The sequence below is a fragment of the Erwinia sp. PsM31 genome (assembly GCF_030433775.1).
Taxonomy (GTDB): Bacteria; Pseudomonadota; Gammaproteobacteria; order Enterobacterales; family Enterobacteriaceae; genus Erwinia; species Erwinia aeris.
The window spans coordinates 138,865-155,082 of record NZ_JARUWZ010000002.1 but is presented as its reverse complement, the minus strand read 5'-3'; the positions used below and the strand labels follow the sequence as shown (position 1 = coordinate 155,082).

The following is a 16,218-nucleotide window of genomic DNA, read 5'->3' as shown; positions in this document are numbered from 1 at the left end:
TTATAACAAAGCCATCTGATTGTTTTTTAAACGTGCCAGCTTGCCGCTTAAACTGATTTTGTCTTCTACTTTTTCCAAATCAGTCGTTTTCATCATTTTTATCAACGTATCAATGTCGTCGGGTGTTTTTACTTTAACAAAGTCCCGCATTTTGTTAACGAAAACCACCGAATACTTATTTCGCATAAGCAGCTCTACCACGTTATTAAGCGTACCAGGGCTTTTGCAGTCCCAAACCATCAGACCGCAGTCAGCCTTTTCTGCCATCTGGAGATCTTTTGCTGTGTAAAACTCACGTGTTCCGCGCTGGTGATCTGTTTTGACAACATTCACGGGCCACGCTCCTAAGTTGTTTCGCGGTTTTAGCGAACTGCTGAAAACGGTGGTGGTTTCGCATTTTAACGTCATAAGCACCCGTTGAACTGATGAGTCAACGCCGTTAGCGTCACCAACAACCACACGATATTTTTTGTCTACAATCTTCTTCAACCGCTCAATAATGAGCGGATCAAGTTCTTTGATGGTTATAGAGCCAGCAACGAAAATCGTCGTCATGGTTATCTCCAGGTCAGAGCCGCAACGTAAATATTATTGATCTTATTATAGCCGCGTAACGCCGCACAAGCAGCCTCCATTAATGCTCCCGTATGGTACAGATCATCTATCACTAAAACGTTCCATCGTCCATGATTGGTGATAACGGGGCTTACGGAAAAGCTATTCGCAATGGCTGCTACTTTTTCCTCTTTTGTATTCAGATTTTTAAGTGAACCACCGCCAGGCGCTTTCAACAAAAGATTGTCGAAACAGGGAACGCTGGCTAATTGCCCTAACGCCTGAGCAATCTCAGTTACAGGCTGTCGTGCCCGAATGTTAGAAGCGGCCATAGGAAGAATAAACCCCACTCTGTCAAATAGTGGGTAGGCTTCTTCATAAAGGCACTGGGCCAGCGGCTGAACCTGGTTCCAGTCAGACTTGTACTTAAGCTGATAAAGAGCTTCGCCCACTTCAGTACGTGTAGTGTCGTAAATGTTGTGACCCCACTCATTTTGACCTGTCATTACGCTGTACTTGCTGTGCTTATCCAGTACCACACCACGATCCCAGTTGCCTGCAATGTCTTTGATATTTACTTCCATCGGTGTATCCCTCACTCGTTGCAAGATATGAATGAAGATACGCTTGTTAAGAACCTTCCTGAAGGGATTTTAGTGAATTGCGAAGGGCATTCGTTTTTATAGGCGTTTTACTAAATGCCCGGAGAAGGGCACAAAAAAGCCGCCCGCAGGCGGCCATTATATTAGCTATGACTATTACAGCGTGCCGGTACCGCCGTCGGAGCACCAGACCTGGCCGGACGTGTAGCTGGTTTCCGTTGAGGCCAGCGTCACATAAAGCGGGGCGATCTCCGCAGGCTGTCCCGGACGGCCCAGCGGCGCGCTGCCGCCAAACTGCTTCACTTTTTCCTGCGGCTGACCGCCGCTGGACTGCAACGGCGTCCAGTATGGACCAGGCGCAACCGCATTAACGCGGATGCCTTCTTCGCCCAGCTGCTGCGCCAGCGCTTTGGTAAAGGCGGCGATAGAGGCTTTGGTCTGCGCATAGTCCAGCAGGATAGCGCTTGGGCTATAGGCCTGCACGGAAGAGGTGTTAATGATGGCGCCACCGCGTGGAATATGATCCACCGCCGCTTTGGTGATCCAGAACATGGCGTAGACGTTGGTTTTGAACGTCGCATCAAAATCTTCGGTGCTCAGCGTGCGGATAGACTCGTTATACTGCTGGCGTCCGGCATTGTTCACCAGAATATCCAGGCCGCCCAGCTGGCTTACCGCGTCGCTGACCAGCTTTTTACAAAACTCTTCGGAACGAATATCGCCCGGCAGTGCAACCGCTTTACGGCCTTCCGCCTCGATAAGCTTAATCACTTCCGCCGCGTCGGATTCTTCTTCCGGCAGGTAACCGATGGCCACGTCTGCGCCTTCACGGGCATAGGCAATAGCAACGGCACGACCGATACCGGAATCACCGCCGGTAATAAGCGCTTTACGTCCCTGCAAACGGCCAGAGCCGCGATAGGTTTTTTCACCGTGATCGGGTTGTGGGATCATTTTGCTGGCAAGGCCTGGCGCCTGCTGAGGCTGTTCCGGGAATGGCGGGGTCGGATAGTCAACGGTCAGCAAGGACTTTTTAGTTTGTTCGCTCATGATGTACTCCTTCATCGGTGTTGATTCGAAACCATAAGCCTGGCACAAATGTGATGGTTGTCACGTTAAGCTGCAAAAATAATGGTAAAAGCACGCGATTTTTGGATTTTATTAAGATGAATTACGTCTGAAGTTAATCTTTTCTGGTAAGATATGTCACTAATTAACGATGGTTCACGATTGTATTTTTAATATCTCCTTTAATTCATCCCTTAAAATCTGCGTTTTTTTGGCATAAGCATAGCCAGCGGAAGCGAAAGTACCAGGCTAAAGCTTTATCGTTTAAGAAAAGGTTATTATATGGTTAATATTGCGTCATCCTGTTGGCTGAATATTGCAATAGGGTGGGGTAATCTAACTGTATTTATTCTTGTTGCATTTGATTTTTATAAAAACTACAGAGGGCAGAATATTTTATCCTGCCATTTACAATTATTAACATTACTGTTGCCGTTGCGCTGACGCTACTGATATTCTGCCTGACCGATATGATAAGGCCGGTAAAAGCATGGGGCGTTATCCTGGCCATCACGCCTTCCGTGCTGGTTGTAGCTATGTTCCTCTTTTTTATTATGAGCCAGGGTGTCAACTGGATATTATATTTCGCGTGATGATGTTAACCATGGCAAGTAATGATGTCTCGTTAGGGTAAAAATTTTTATTTCGTCTGGCAATGTTAACTGTAGCAAGTGATGGTGTTTATTTATAGAAACAACCTGTTAAGCTGGTAGAGGTTTATATAATCTAAGTGTGCTGAACGGTAAATATAAAACTGGTTATGGTAGTGCTGGATTTTCGGAATTAAAGGATAGACATGCGGGCAAGAGCAGGGCGCAATCAACGCCAACGGTGAATGGCCCATCCAACGCCAGCCATCGGGCCAGCGTCAATAACCCGTGCAACGAAAACGAATAAGCCACTGGCAGCAGTCTGCCCAATAAAAACGCACAGGCCAATGAAAATACTCCGCTCAGCGTCAGCCTGTTCAATGGTAACAGGCAAGTCAGCGACGCTGCGGCCAGTGTCCCTGAAATGCTCTGACGACCTGTGGCGCAGCGTAAGCTGATGACCTGCCCAAAAATGAAATTGCCGATATAAGCGCCAAAAAGCGAGCAAAACCAGCACGACCTGTGCTTCTTTTGCTGCTAAAAACCATGCCTGTTTTTTTGACTACGGGGTACAACCGGGCCGGGTGCTTCACGCCAGTCCGGGTTTTCACCCGACATAATCGCGCCACGCTGTTGTTTAGTCGGTTTCGCCAGTGGTGAAGGCATAGTCGGTGCAGACGAGGGGTTTACCCCGTCAGGATTTAAGTTTTCGATGGCGCAGCCAGAAATAAAAAGAGTAACCAGTGTCAACGATATTAATAGCTTTCTCATTTACCATTCCCTGTTTAATTTTACGCTTTGTCATCAGTGACGATTACAGAAATATCGGCCTGCGCCAGTCCTTCGCTTATGCCTTCCGCCATTTTGCGCTCGATCGCCTGGCCGGCATTCAGTAGCAGCCTTGTAGATTCACTGGCCAGCAAAGAAGCGATTTCATCGTCGTTTAAATTGGTACATTGACGATAAATTTGCTCAAAAATAACATTGCCCTTGTTGCTTAACTGTTTTAACGATGCCAGCTCGTCAGGCTTGATATACTGGCGATTCAGGTTTTCTACCGCAGCCGGATGTAACAGGAAAGTCGCTAAAGGCATAGCCAGCCTTTTTTTTGCTGCGCAATACATCAGCGTAGCCGAAGAAGCGGTCATCGAAATATTAACGGCCGTAATGGGAATGGCCGCATTTTTTATCGCCTGATAAAGCAGGTAGCCGCTGTCCATATCACCGCCATAGCTGTTGATATACAGCGTAATCTCTTTCAGCCCTGGCGAGGCGTAATGCAGCTTGTCCAGCGCGTCGATAAACTCCAGCGATTTATTTGCCGTAATATCGCCGTTAAAAATAATGCGGGCGGATTTAAATTTTGCGGTCCTGATATCGGTGCGCTGGGTCACAGAAAGTGCCGCGTCGGCCGGAAGCATAAAAGCAGCCAGCCATCCGGCGAGGGTAACCGCCGTAGTAAATATCTTTTTCATCATTATCCTTAACAATGCATAACATCATTTAAGCGAATTGCTTTTGCAGGCTAACCTTCCTACGGATAATAAACTGTGAGGCAGGACGGATATTAATTTTCCGCCGCATAAAGGAATGTAACAAATTATGCTCAGAGCATAAATCGGTAGCCGACGCCGGTTTCCGTGCGCAGATGGCGAGGCCGGGCCGGATCTTCTTCCAGCTTCTGCCGAAGGTGGCCCATATAGATGCGCAGATAGTGACTGTGCTCCGAGGCGTTAGGCCCCCAAACCTGTACCAGCAGCTGCCGCTGCGTCATCACCTTGCCGTGATTGTTAAGCAGTACGGCAAGTAGCCTGAATTCGGTTGGCGTCAGATGGAGTTCCTCGCCCGCGCGCGTAATGCGCCTTGCTGCCAGGTCGACCTGCACATCGGAAAAGGCGAAAACCGGATCGCTTTGCGTATCGTGCGTCGTGCGTCGCAGCGCTACCCGCAGGCGCGCCTCCAGCTCGCCGATGCCGAAAGGCTTGGTAAGATAGTCATCGGCTCCCGCATCCAGCGCGGCAATTTTATCTTCCTCTTCGCTGCGGGCGGAGAGCACAATTACCGGCTTCTGACTCCACTGGCGGAACTCTTTAAGAAAGGTCAGGCCGTCGCCGTCCGGCAGCCCTAAATCCAGGATCACCAGATCCGGTTTGCGGGTAGCGGCCTCCAGCAGGCCGCGCTGTAGCGTGCCGGCATCGAAGACGCGCAGGGCGCTGCCTTCCAGCGCGATGCGCAGAAAGCGGCTTATCTCTTTTTCATCTTCAATAATCAATACGGTTGTCACAGCGCTTCACCTGTTTCTGCTATGTCCGGCAGCGGCGCCTGCGGCAGGCTAATTCTGAAGCTCGCGCCGCCCTGCGGACGTTGATGGGCGGTAATCACGCCGTTATGCACCTCGACGATCGCCTGACAGATTGCCAGACCCAGCCCCACGCCGGGAATGGCCGATTCCCGATCGCCACGAGTGAATTTAGCAAAAAGCGCCTGCTCCTGACCAGCGGGCAAGCCGGGGCCGCTGTCCCAGACTTCGATCGTCAGCTCGCCCGGACGCGTCTGCGCCCTGATGCCGATTTGCGCCGCTGCGCCTGCATATTTCATGGCGTTTTCCAGCAGGTTGATCAGCACCCGTTCAAACAGCGGGCCGTCAACGTGAACCAGTGCCAGCGGATCGGCCATCTCCAGCGTAACGGGCTGCCTGCCGCCCGGATCCAGCGTCGCCAGCGCGCTGCCGATTACCTCTTCCAGCGTCAGCCATTCACGCTTCAGATGAAAGCCGCCGGTCTGTAGACGGGCCATATCCAGCAGATTATTCACCAGCCGCGTCAGCCGCAGCACGTGCTGGCGGATTTCGCTTGCCTGGCGAGCCTGAGGCAGTTTAGCCGAGGCCAGATCCAGCGTCAGGATCTCCACCTGGCCGAAAAGCACGGTAAGCGGCGTGCGCAGATCGTGAGAAAGGGCGGCCAGCAGCGAATGGCGCAGCTGCTCACGCTCGCCGATTACGCGCGCCTGCTCTTCGCTGGCCGTCAGCTGTAAACGCTCCAGCGCGCTGGCGGTCAGTAGCAGCACCGTTTCCAGCAGCTGCTGCTGTTCAGGCAGCGCGGGCGGCGTTTGCTGCGCGATTACCATCACGCCAAGACTTTTCTCTGCGGCGCGCAGCGGCAGGATCTGATAAGGCACGCCGGGCAGCGTATCGGTTCCGGCGCCCGCCGGTTCACCCTGCACGAAACTCCAGCGGGCAATGCCTTCGTCCCAGCTCATTACGTTTGGTGCGTGCAGCTGCCGCACCAGCCTGTCGTTTTCGTCAGGCAGCAGCAGCGCGCTGTCGGCATGAAAAATAGTATAAACGGCGTGCTGGCTTGCCGCCGCTACTTCCTGCGCGCTGCGGGCCTTCGCCAGCGTGCTGGAAAGGGCGTAAAGCTGGCCGGTGCGTCTTTCACGATAGCGAGCAATGCGCGCCTGATAGCGCACGCCCGCCGTCAGGTTGCCAACCAGCAGCCCGACACTGAGCATCACGCCAAAGGTTAACAGATATTGCGCGTCAGAAACCGCCAGCGTACCGCGCGGCGCGACAAAAAAGAGATCGAAGCTGACAACGTTGATTATTGTGGCGAACACCGAGGGCCAGCGTCCGGCCTGGAGCGCCACTACCACTACGCCCAGCAGATAGAGCATCACCAGGTTGGCGGGATCGAAAGCCAGCAGCCAGTGGCTGGCGATAAAGGTAATCAGCGCGCAGAGCGCCGTGGCGAGCAGACAGCCGCGTATGCCCTGACGCCAGCGTCGAGCCTGTCTTTGCGGCGGCGCGGCGGCGGCTGGCCTGTCGCCGGGCGCAACGATCACCAGGTCGAGTTCTGGCGCGCGGGCGGCAAGGCGATCGGCCAGCGAAGACGAGCGGAACAGATGACGACCCCTGCCGCGTCCCAGCACCACTTTGCCCAGATCGTGATCGCGAGCGTAGCGCGCAATCGCCTTATCCGCAGAGGCGTCGGCCAATACGGCGCTTTCCGCACCGAGCTGACGCGCCAGCCGCAGCGAAGCCAGCGCGGTGCGGCGCTGCTGCTGCGTCAGCCGCAGCCAGCCAGGCGTTTCCACGCAGACCGCGTGCCATTCGCTGCCCAGCCTGGCCGCCAGCCGCGCGGCGGTGCGCACCAGCTTTTCGCTGCCTTCGTCGTAGCCCACGCAAAGCAGCACCGCATCCCGCGTGTGCCACACTTTGTCCCGCCCGCGCCCGTCCCGCCAGGCCTGCATCTGGTTATCTACCCGATCGGCGGTGCGCCGCAGCGCCAGCTCGCGTAAAGCAATCAGGTTGCCCTTGCGGAAAAAGTGCTCGGCCGCCCGGTCAGCGCGGTCGCCGGTATACACCTTGCCCTGTTTAAGGCGCAGCAGCAGATCGTCCGGCGGCAAATCCACCAGGATTATCTCATCGGCGGCGTCGAAAAACGGGTCTGGCAGCGTCTCGCGCACCTGAATGCCGGTAACGCCGTTGACCACGTCGTTCAGGCTTTCCAGATGCTGCACGTTGACGGTGGTCAGCACGTCGATCCCGGCCGCCAGCAGCTCTTTCACATCCTGCCAGCGTTTGGGATGACGGGAGCCGGGCGCGTTACTGTGCGCCAGCTCGTCAATCAAAATCACGGCGGGATGACGCGCAAGCGCGGCGTCCAGATCGAACTCTTCAACCTGACGGCCCCGATGCTGGCGCTGCTGCGGCGGCAGGCGCGGCAGGCCCTGCAGCAGCGCCGCCGTCTCCTGCCTGCCGTGCGTTTCCACCACGCCTATCAGCACGTCCAGCTGGCGCGCATGCAGCCGCCGCGCCTCCTGAAGCATCGCCCAGGTTTTGCCTACCCCCGCGCAGGCGCCGAAGAAAATTTTCAGTTTCCCGCGCGGCCGCTCGCGGGTCTGTTGCAGTAAGCGATCGGGATCGGGGCGAAGCATATCGGCCATGCCGGTTCCTTATTTTGTGCGGAGCGCATCCAGAGCAAGATTCAGTTCGGGCACGTTAACATACGGCTGGCCGCTGAAGCTGAACAGCGGATAGCGGGTGTGCGCGGCGATAAGGCGGCTAATCGTTTCGGGCGACAGCTGGCGCGCTTTCGCCACGCGCGGCGTCTGCCAGCGCGCCGCCTCCGGTGAGATGCCGTTATCCAGTCCGCTGGCGGAGGCGGTCAGCAGATCGACCGGCACCCGACCGCTGGCGTCCGGGTTTTCTGCGCGGGCAGCCGCCAGCCGATCGGCAAACAGCTTATCCAGCGCGGGATTGCCGGGCGCGAGGTTGCTGCCGCCGCTCGCCAGCGGATTATAAGGGGTTTCCGCCGTCGCCGACGGTCGTCCCTGAAAATATTTTGCCTGGCTGAACGCCTGGCCCAGCAGCCGTGAGCCGCGAACCTCGCCGTCAAGCAACAGCAGCGAGCCGCCCGCCTGCTGCGGAAAGAGCCACTGGCCCAGCAGGGTGGTGACCATCGGGTAAACGCCGCCGGTCAGCAGCAGTAAAAAAGCCATCATAAAAAGCGCGGGACGCAGTTGCGACACGGTAAACCTCCTACAGCTGAAGAAGCAAATCGATAAGTTTGATGCCGATAAACGGCAGAGCCAGCCCGCCCAGGCCATACAGCCCCAGGTTGCGGCGCAGCAGCGCGGCGGCGCTGAGCGGCTTATAGCTGACGCCGCGCAGGGCCAGCGGGATCAGGAAGATAATGATCAGTGCGTTAAAGATCACCGCGCTTAAAATGGCCGACGAAGGCGAATGCAGATGCATCACGTTCAGCGCGCCGAACTGCGGGTAGCTGGCCGCAAACGCCGCCGGGATAATGGCAAAGTATTTCGCCACGTCGTTGGCGAGGCTGAAGGTAGTCAGCGAGCCGCGCGTCATCAGCATCTGTTTGCCGATATGTACGACCTCAATCAGCTTGGTCGGGCTGGAATCCAGATCCACCATGTTGCCCGCCTCTTTCGCCGCCTGGGTGCCGGAGTTCATCGCCACTGCCACGTCGGCCTGCGCCAGCGCGGGCGCGTCGTTGGTGCCGTCGCCGGTCATCGCCACCAGTCTGCCCTCGGCCTGATACTGGCGGATCAGCGCCAGCTTCGCTTCCGGCGTCGCTTCGGCAAGAAAGTCGTCCACGCCCGCCTCAGCGGCGATAGCGGCGGCGGTCAGCGGGTTATCGCCGGTGATCATCACGGTGCGGATGCCCATTTTGCGTAACTCGCCGAAGCGCTCTTTGATGCCGCCTTTAACGATATCCCGCAGCGCGATCACGCCCAGCACCTCAAGGTTTTCCGCCACTACCAGCGGCGTGCCGCCCTGGCGCGCGACTTCGTTGACCTTTTCATCCATCTCCGCCGGGAACTGACCGCCGCTGGCGACCACATGGCGACGGATCGCGTCGGCCGAGCCTTTGCGAATGCTGCGTTCCGGCAGGTTAATACCGCTCATTCGCGTCTGGGCGGTAAAGGGGATAAACGTCGCCTGTAGCTGCTGCAAATCGCGTTCACGCAGGTTAAAACGCTGCTTGGCGAGCACCACGATGCTGCGGCCTTCCGGCGTTTCATCGGCCAGCGAAGCCAGCTGCGCCGCATCCGCCAGCCGCTGCTCCGCAATGCCGCTGGCGGGCAGAAAGTCGGAAGCCTGACGGTTGCCGAGCGTAATAGTGCCGGTTTTGTCCAGCAGCAGGATATCGACGTCGCCCGCTGCCTCTACGGCGCGGCCGCTGGTGGCGATCACGTTGGCCGCCAGCATTCGGCTCATCCCGGCAACGCCAATGGCGGAGAGCAGGCCGCCGATGGTGGTGGGGATCAGGCAGACCAGCAGCGCAATCAGCACGGTCACGCTGACCGGCGTGCCGCTCCAGGCCGAGAAGGGCCAAAGGGTAGCGGTCGCCAGCAGAAAGACCAGCGTCAGCGCAATCAGCAGAATGGTCAGCGCGACCTCGTTAGGCGTTTTGCGGCGGCTGGCGCCTTCGACCATGGCGATCATGCTGTCGAGAAAGGTTTCGCCGGGATTGGCGGTACAGCGGATCACCAGCCAGTCGGAAAGCAGACGGGTGCCGCCGGTGACCGAAGCGAAATCGCCGCCCGACTCACGGATAACCGGCGCCGACTCGCCGGTAATGGCGCTTTCATCCACCGACGCGCCGCCCTCGATAACTTCGCCATCGCAGGGGATGATATCGCCCGCGCTGGCCAGCACGATGTCGCCTTTGCGCAGTTCGCTGGCGGCGATTTTTTCCGTTGGCGCATCGTGGCGGGCCTCTTTCAGCCGCAGAGCAAAAGCGGTTTTCTGCACGCTTTTCAGGCTGCTGGCCTGCGCCTTGCTGCGGCCTTCCGCCAGCGCCTCGGCAAAACAGGCGAACAGCACGGTAAACCAGAGCCACAGGCTGACGGCGGCGGTAAATCTGGCGTCGCCCGCCAGGCCGCAGGCCATCGCTATCGCCAGCAGCGTGGTCAGCACGCTGCCGATCCAGACCACAAACATCACCGGATTGCGCCACTGAGCCTGCGGCGACAGCTTTTTCACCGCGTCAACCAGCGCCTGGCGCAGCAGCGAAGGCTCAAACAGAGCCAATTGTTTACGGTTCATCGGGTACGCTCCATGTGCATCAGGTGGTCCGCTATCGGGCCGGAAGCCAGAGCGGGGATAAAGGTAAGCGCGCCGGTCAGCAGCACGGTGCCGATCAGCAGGCCGACAAACAGCGGGCCGTGCGTGGGCAGGGTGCCGCTGCTGACCGGCTGGATTTTTTTAGCTACCAGCGATCCGGCAATGGCCATGACCGGCACAATCACCATAAAGCGGCCCGCCAACATGCAGAAGGCCAGCAGCAGGTTCCAGAACGGCGTATTGGCTGACAGACCGGCAAAGGCGCTGCCGTTGTTGTTGGCGGCGGACGAAAGGGCGTAAAGCACTTCGCTGAAGCCGTGCGCGCCGGGGTTCAGCATCGCCGCGCGTCCGGCGTCGCTCATCATCGCCAGCGCGCTGCCGAGCAGTACCAGCGCGGGCGTTACCAGGATCGCCAGCGCCGTCATTTTCATTTCGCGCACGTCGATCTTTTTGCCCAGGTATTCCGGCGTGCGGCCAATCATCAGCCCGGCGATAAACACCGCCAGCAGCACGAACAGCAGCATGCCGTAAAGCCCCGAACCCACGCCGCCGAAGATTACTTCGCCAATCTGCATCAGCCACATCGGGATCATGCCGCCCAGCGCGGTGAAAGAGTCGTGCATGGCGTTGACCGCGCCGCATGAGGCCGCCGTGGTGACCACCGCATACAGGCCGCTTGCCAACACGCCGAAACGGCTCTCTTTACCTTCCAGGTTGGTTCCGTCAACGCCCAGCGCCCGCAGCGTCGGGTTGCCCTGTAGCTCCGCCCAGAACATCGCGCTGGCGCAAAGCACAAAAATCAGCGTCATCGCCGCCAGGATCACCCGTCCCTGACGGGCGTCGCCGACCGCTTCGCCAAAGGCGAAACAGAGCGCCGCCGGGATCAGGAAAATAGCCAACATCTGCGCAAAATTGCTGATATCGGTAGGGTTTTCAAACGGATGTGCCGAGTTGGCGTTAAAGAAACCGCCGCCGTTGGTGCCCAGCAGCTTGATCGCTTCCTGCGAGGCGACCGGTCCCATCGGCAGCAGCTGCTTCGCGCCTTCAAGGCTGGTGAAAGGCAGATAGGCGGAGAAGCTTTGCACCACGCCCTGTTGGATCAGCAGCAGCGCAAACAGCAGCGAAAGCGGCAGCAGCAGCCAGAGGACGATACGGCCGAGATCCTGCCAGGCGTTGCCCAACGTGGCCGAGGAGCGACGTGCAAACGCACGGATTAGAGCGAAAGCGACGGCCAGGCCGCTGGCGGCCGAGAGAAAGTTTTGCACCGTCAGCCCGGCCATCTGGCTGAAATAGCTCAGCGACGATTCGCCGGCATAGGCCTGCCAGTCGGTATTGGTGACAAAAGAGACGGCGGTGTTTAACGCCAAATCCCAGCTCAGGCCGGGAAAATGCTGCGGATTTAAAGGCAGCGAGCCTTGTAACAGCAGGATCGCCAGCAGCAGGGCAAAGCCCATCGCATTAAACAGCAATATAGCCAGCAGATAGGTTTGCCAGCGCATTTCACCGCGCAGACCGGCCAGGCGCCAGAGGGAGGTTTCAACACCGCCGACAAAAGGTAAGGGACGGGGATCGATCAGGCGGGCTATCAGCCGACCCAGCGGCCAGGCCAGTAGCAGCAGCGCCGCCAGATAGCTCGCTACTAACAATGCGGAAGCCGCCATCAGAAGGCCTCCGCGTTAATCAGGGCATAAATCAGATAGCCCAGCAACAACGCTACCAGCAGCACGCCGGTTATTACTGCAACACTCACGGTTCACCTCATTAAGAGAGTCATTTCGCCATGAGTGTAAAAAGTGGGCCGCAAAGATTTTGCAAAAATGCGGCGGGAAAATATAAAAAAAGTATAAAAATGCGCGAGGCCGCAGCGGGCCCCGCGCACAGGATCAGGAACGCACCAGTTCCTGGAGCACCGTCAGCTGCGCCACCGCTTTATGCATGGCGTCCAGGCCGTCGGCAGCGTTTTTCAGTCGGTCGATATTTTCGACCATCCCGCTGCGCTCGGCGCTGTTTTGCTCGCTGAGGCTGGCGATCTGCCCACGTGCCGCGTGGCTTTTTTGCGCCATATCTTCCGTGGTGGCAACGGTTTTAGAAGCCGTCTTTTTAATCCGCGCGATGGTCGCTACCGTCTCGTTGATGCTTTCACGCGTGGCGTCGGCCTGTTCTTTAGAAGAGCGGGCCAGGCGGCGTACCTCTTCTGCTACCACGGCAAAGCCGCGACCGGCCGATCCGGCGCGGGCGGCTTCCACCGCCGCATTCAGCGCCAGCAGGTTGGTCTGGTCGGCAATGGTGCTGATGCCGCTGGTGATTTGCGTAATGCCCTGCGAAATTCTTTCCAGCTCGCCGATTTCAAGGCCCAGCTCATCCTGCGCCTGCAGCGTGACGGTTGCCGCCTCGCCGATCTCGCCGATATTCACGCCAGCCACATCCAGCGCTGCGCTCTGGCGGCTGGTGGCTTTTTCCAGCAGCGGGAAAGTTTGTACTACCGGCCCGATCTGCTGCTGATAGTCGATCACTTTATCAATAACGTCCGTTTGCAGCGTGTGCAGCGCTTCCCAACGACGCAGCGAGCGCTGGGCATAGTGGCCAGCGTAGTCGGCATATTCAATCGGGAAGCGGCTCATGGCTTTGACGTCGCGATCGAAAAAGGCGAGGGCGGACAGCGTCTGGTTGATCGGCACGCCGAATATTTCGCCAAAGCTGGAGAAGCCAGCGGCCGGCACGCCGTCGAACAGCTCCGCCGCAGGCAGGCTTTCCGGGTTGTTAAGGCGGCGCAGCAGGCAGTCGTTCAGCAGCAGTCCGGCCGGTTTGCCATGCGTGGCGACGAATCTGTCCCAGTCCTTACGCGTGGCGGAAACGAAATCGCCCGCCTCCAGCAGATAAAGACGGTCGCCAAACTCCAGATCGCAGAAGAACGTCAGGCTTTCCGCGTCGATTTTGGCTACGGAGCGAATAAAGTACTCATCCGCCACCTTCACGCCGAACGTTTTGCCCTTCAGCTTTTGCTCCAGCTGCTCAGGCTTACAGTGCAGCGCGTCGGCCAGCACTTTTACCGCAGGCTGCTGGCGACCCGTTGCGTCAAACAGCGAACTTACGGTGCGCGCGACGGGATCGGCTTCCGCCACCAGCCAGCTTTGCTGCGTGGGCTGGAAGTTCTGGCTTTTAAACGGCGCAAAGGATTTCCCTTTCGCCATGCGGCAGAACACGATCACCGCTTTGTTTTGCAGCAGCTGGCCGCTGGTGGCCATCCAGGTGTTCTGAAAATCGGTGCGGCCGCCCGCCGAGCCGCCGATAGCCAGGCAGGGGAAGCGTCCGCTGTCATACCAGGCCTGCATCATAAAGCCTTCGGCAGAGGAGAGGCCGTCGCAGTAGATCATCGCGAAGGTTTCTTCGGCAGAGAGCGACATATTGACCTGAAGGCGATCAAGCTGGGCGCGAATGCTGTCGATACGATCGGCAACGGTAGCGCCGCGTGGCACCTGCAGATCGATAGTGTGCACCTCATGACGGGCGACCGTCTGCTCGGGCAGCCACAGCCAGCTGCCCTGAGGGCCGTTGGTGGCACAGTAGGCGGAGCGGCCTTTCTGCGCGCACAGCGCGCCGGTAGAGGAGATAGCGAAGACGGTACGGCCCGGCGCGCTCATCTTTTGCCACGCGTCGTTCACGCGGGCGAAATCGGCTTCCGGCGGTACAAAGACCATCAGCAGGCCTTTGCCGCCGCCGGTACCCAGGCTGCCGAAAGCGGTCGGCAGGGCGCGACAGTCATAAGTGTTGCTGACCGGACGACCGGCCAGCGGATTAAGTTTTTTTGGAATAAGTGCGTTCCAGAATGCAGATAATTTTGCCATGGTGTTCTCATAAAAGTAGAGCGCCTGCGTGGGCGCATTAATGCTTATTGTTATAGTGAAACCCCGGCGGGATGCCGGGGGTAAGAAAATTACGCGTCGGACAGGCGGAAGGTAGAAACGGAGTGGTTAAGGAAGTGCACCTGCTCTTCCAGCGAGGCGGAAGCCGCTGCCGACTCCTGCACCAGCGCGGAGTTCTGCTGGGTCACGCTGTCCATCTCGGTTACCGCCTGTTCAATCTGGCTGATGCCGCGGCTCTGCTCGTCAGACGCGGTCGATATATGATCCATCAGTACATCGACCTGGCTGACCGAGGCAATAATCGCGCCGATAGCGTCGCCGGTACGGCTGACCTGATCGGAACCGGCTTTGATATTGGCGACCGATTCGGCAATCAGACTTTCAATCTCTTTTGCCGCTACCGCGCTGCGCTGCGCCAGGTTGCGAACTTCGCCCGCCACGACCGCGAAGCCGCGCCCCTGTTCACCCGCGCGCGCCGCTTCCACCGCGGCGTTCAGCGCCAGGATATTGGTCTGGAAAGCGATGCTGTTAATCACGCCGGTAATGTCTTCAATCTTCTTTGAGCTGCTGTTGATTTTGCCCATGGTGACGATGACTTCCTGCGAGACTTTTTCGCCGGTTTTCGCGTTCTTCACCGCTTCGCTGGTCAGACGGCTGGCTTCAAAGACGTTTTCGGTATTCTGTTTCACCGTGGCGCCCAGCTCTTCCATGCTGGCGGCAGTCTGCGTCAGCGCGGCGGCCTGCTGTTCGGTACGCGAAGCCAGGTCGACGTTACCGGCGGCAATTTCCTGCGAGGCGTGCGACACGGTTTGCGTGGAGTTACGCACCTGGCTGATGATATCGGTCAGCGAGCGGCGCATCTGCTCCATGGTGCCCATCAGATCCTGTATTTCGCTGCGGGAAGAGGCCACCACCGGCACCGGCGTATCCAGAATACCCTGAGCAATCTGGCTGCAATGCGCTTTGGCGCTGTCCAGCGGGCTAAGCACGTAGCGCTTCAGGAACATCAACACGCCTGCGATAACAACCAGGAACAGCACGCCGAAGGCGACAATCAGGCCGATACCAAAGGTGAAGTGATCCTGCGCGTCGCTGTTCAGGCGTTTCGCGTACTGCTCGTGCAGCGCAAGCACTTTGTCCAGCACCACTTCGTACTGGTGATCCAGACTGATGACGGTCGGCAGCTGCGCCTTAAAGCGCGCCTGGTCATTGGTTTTAGCCGCGTCCAGCAGCGGGTCGATACCCTGACGGCGGTAAGTTTCATAGGTGGTGCGATACTCATCGGCCAGGCTGGCTTCGCCATCCAGCTTCGGCGCGGCCAGATAGGCCTGGAAAGCCTTGTCCGCTTTGCCCAGCACTTCATTCAGCCCGCTAATCGTCTGCTCAGACTGCAGGCCGCCGCTGTTTTCCATCGTTTTCATATATTCCATCAGGCGCACGCGCAGGGTACGGCTGTGGTTAATAGGATCGATAATAGACAGCACTACACGGATCTCTCTATTCACCGCATCCAGCGACGTATTGCTGCGGGTCAGCAGCCAGACGTTAGCGATCATGCTGGTGAAAAAAATAATAAACAGGAACAGCAGAACCAAAAGCGACGATCTTTTCAGGGACATCTGATTAGCCTTAAAGGAAATAGGATGCTTTCTGTATCGGCAAATTGCGGTAAAGATTTAGTTTTATGGCCGGTAGGGTAGAGGAATATGTCGGCTATTATGCAAATCAAGGATTTATCTATGCGTGACGCTGTAACGCGAGGCTTTCGTATTCGTAGGGGGGCATCCATAGCCTTCAAAAAGCAGGGTTATTACAGGACAACATTAAAAGTAGTGCTAATGCTGCTCGTTACGTTGTCACCTTTCAGGTTTGGATGCAATGCTATATTCACAGCCATCTGTTACGTTGTCACAAAAAAGGAACAGGCATCCAGGCGCTACGCAACACCA

The 16,218-nt window shown here is 57.5% G+C and carries 13 protein-coding genes; all 13 read right to left on the bottom strand.

Features of this window, described 5'->3' with window-relative positions:
* Entirely contained in the window at positions 1 to 555 is a 555-nt protein-coding gene (locus QCD69_RS02255; RefSeq protein WP_301250856.1) for a hypothetical protein, read from the bottom strand.
* A gap of 2 nt (positions 556 to 557) precedes the next feature.
* Positions 558 to 1,139, bottom strand: a complete 582-nt coding sequence (locus QCD69_RS02250; protein ID WP_301250855.1) for a ComF family protein — start codon at positions 1,137 to 1,139, stop codon at positions 558 to 560.
* 174 nt (positions 1,140 to 1,313) lie between these two features.
* Entirely contained in the window at positions 1,314 to 2,207 is an 894-nt protein-coding gene (locus QCD69_RS02245; RefSeq protein WP_253454237.1) for an SDR family oxidoreductase, read from the bottom strand.
* Between the two features lie 1,145 nt (positions 2,208 to 3,352).
* A complete protein-coding gene (locus tag QCD69_RS02240) occupies positions 3,353 to 3,586 on the bottom strand; it encodes a hypothetical protein (protein WP_253454235.1) in 234 nt (77 codons plus the stop codon).
* A gap of 20 nt (positions 3,587 to 3,606) precedes the next feature.
* A complete protein-coding gene (locus QCD69_RS02235) occupies positions 3,607 to 4,290 on the bottom strand; it encodes an ATP-dependent Clp protease proteolytic subunit (protein ID WP_301250853.1) in 684 nt (227 codons plus the stop codon).
* A 131-nt stretch (positions 4,291 to 4,421) separates the two neighbouring features.
* Positions 4,422 to 5,099 (bottom strand): two-component system response regulator KdpE, encoded by a 678-nt coding sequence (kdpE, locus tag QCD69_RS02230; protein WP_253454232.1) that lies wholly within the window; start codon positions 5,097 to 5,099, stop codon positions 4,422 to 4,424.
* The gene (gene kdpD, locus QCD69_RS02225) at positions 5,096 to 7,759 is read right to left on the bottom strand and encodes a two-component system sensor histidine kinase KdpD (RefSeq protein ID WP_301250851.1); all 2,664 of its coding nucleotides are present in this window, start codon (positions 7,757 to 7,759) and stop codon (positions 5,096 to 5,098) included. The genes kdpE and kdpD overlap by 4 nt, the downstream gene beginning before the upstream one ends.
* A 9-nt stretch (positions 7,760 to 7,768) precedes the next feature.
* On the bottom strand, positions 7,769 to 8,344 hold the full coding sequence (kdpC, locus tag QCD69_RS02220; RefSeq protein WP_301250849.1) for a potassium-transporting ATPase subunit KdpC: 576 nt from the start codon (positions 8,342 to 8,344) through the stop codon (positions 7,769 to 7,771).
* Positions 8,345 to 8,354: 10 nt separating this feature from the next.
* Positions 8,355 to 10,388, bottom strand: a complete 2,034-nt coding sequence (gene kdpB / locus QCD69_RS02215) for a potassium-transporting ATPase subunit KdpB (protein ID WP_253454226.1) — start codon at positions 10,386 to 10,388, stop codon at positions 8,355 to 8,357.
* Positions 10,385 to 12,067, bottom strand: a complete 1,683-nt coding sequence (gene kdpA, locus QCD69_RS02210; RefSeq protein WP_301250848.1) for a potassium-transporting ATPase subunit KdpA — start codon at positions 12,065 to 12,067, stop codon at positions 10,385 to 10,387. The genes kdpB and kdpA overlap by 4 nt, the downstream gene beginning before the upstream one ends.
* Positions 12,067 to 12,156, bottom strand: coding sequence for a K(+)-transporting ATPase subunit F (gene kdpF / locus QCD69_RS02205; protein WP_125287524.1), 90 nt, complete (start codon positions 12,154 to 12,156; stop codon positions 12,067 to 12,069). Before kdpF ends, kdpA begins: the two co-directional genes overlap by 1 nt.
* Before the next feature lie 133 nt (positions 12,157 to 12,289).
* A complete protein-coding gene (locus QCD69_RS02200) occupies positions 12,290 to 14,251 on the bottom strand; it encodes a methyl-accepting chemotaxis protein (RefSeq protein ID WP_369894735.1) in 1,962 nt (653 codons plus the stop codon).
* An 89-nt stretch (positions 14,252 to 14,340) separates the two neighbouring features.
* Positions 14,341 to 15,888: a methyl-accepting chemotaxis protein gene (locus tag QCD69_RS02195; protein ID WP_301250847.1), complete on the bottom strand. Its 1,548-nt coding sequence runs from the start codon at positions 15,886 to 15,888 to the stop codon at positions 14,341 to 14,343.
* Positions 15,889 to 16,218: the final 330 nt, after the last annotated feature.

Bases quoted from the DNA above. Each gene is read 5' to 3' on its own strand.
- QCD69_RS02255 (WP_301250856.1), bottom strand. From the start codon at position 555: ATGACGACGATTTTCGTTGCTGGCTCTATAACCATCAAAGAACTTGAT.
- QCD69_RS02250 (WP_301250855.1), bottom strand. From the start codon at position 1,139: ATGGAAGTAAATATCAAAGACATTGCAGGCAACTGGGATCGTGGTGTG.
- QCD69_RS02245 (WP_253454237.1), bottom strand. From the start codon at position 2,207: ATGAGCGAACAAACTAAAAAGTCCTTGCTGACCGTTGACTATCCGACC.
- QCD69_RS02240 (WP_253454235.1), bottom strand. From the start codon at position 3,586: ATGAGAAAGCTATTAATATCGTTGACACTGGTTACTCTTTTTATTTCT.
- QCD69_RS02235 (WP_301250853.1), bottom strand. From the start codon at position 4,290: ATGAAAAAGATATTTACTACGGCGGTTACCCTCGCCGGATGGCTGGCT.
- kdpD (WP_301250851.1), bottom strand. From the start codon at position 7,759: ATGGCCGATATGCTTCGCCCCGATCCCGATCGCTTACTGCAACAGACC.
- kdpB (WP_253454226.1), bottom strand. From the start codon at position 10,388: ATGAACCGTAAACAATTGGCTCTGTTTGAGCCTTCGCTGCTGCGCCAG.
- kdpA (WP_301250848.1), bottom strand. From the start codon at position 12,067: ATGGCGGCTTCCGCATTGTTAGTAGCGAGCTATCTGGCGGCGCTGCTG.
- QCD69_RS02200 (WP_369894735.1), bottom strand. From the start codon at position 14,251: ATGGCAAAATTATCTGCATTCTGGAACGCACTTATTCCAAAAAAACTT.
- QCD69_RS02195 (WP_301250847.1), bottom strand. From the start codon at position 15,888: ATGTCCCTGAAAAGATCGTCGCTTTTGGTTCTGCTGTTCCTGTTTATT.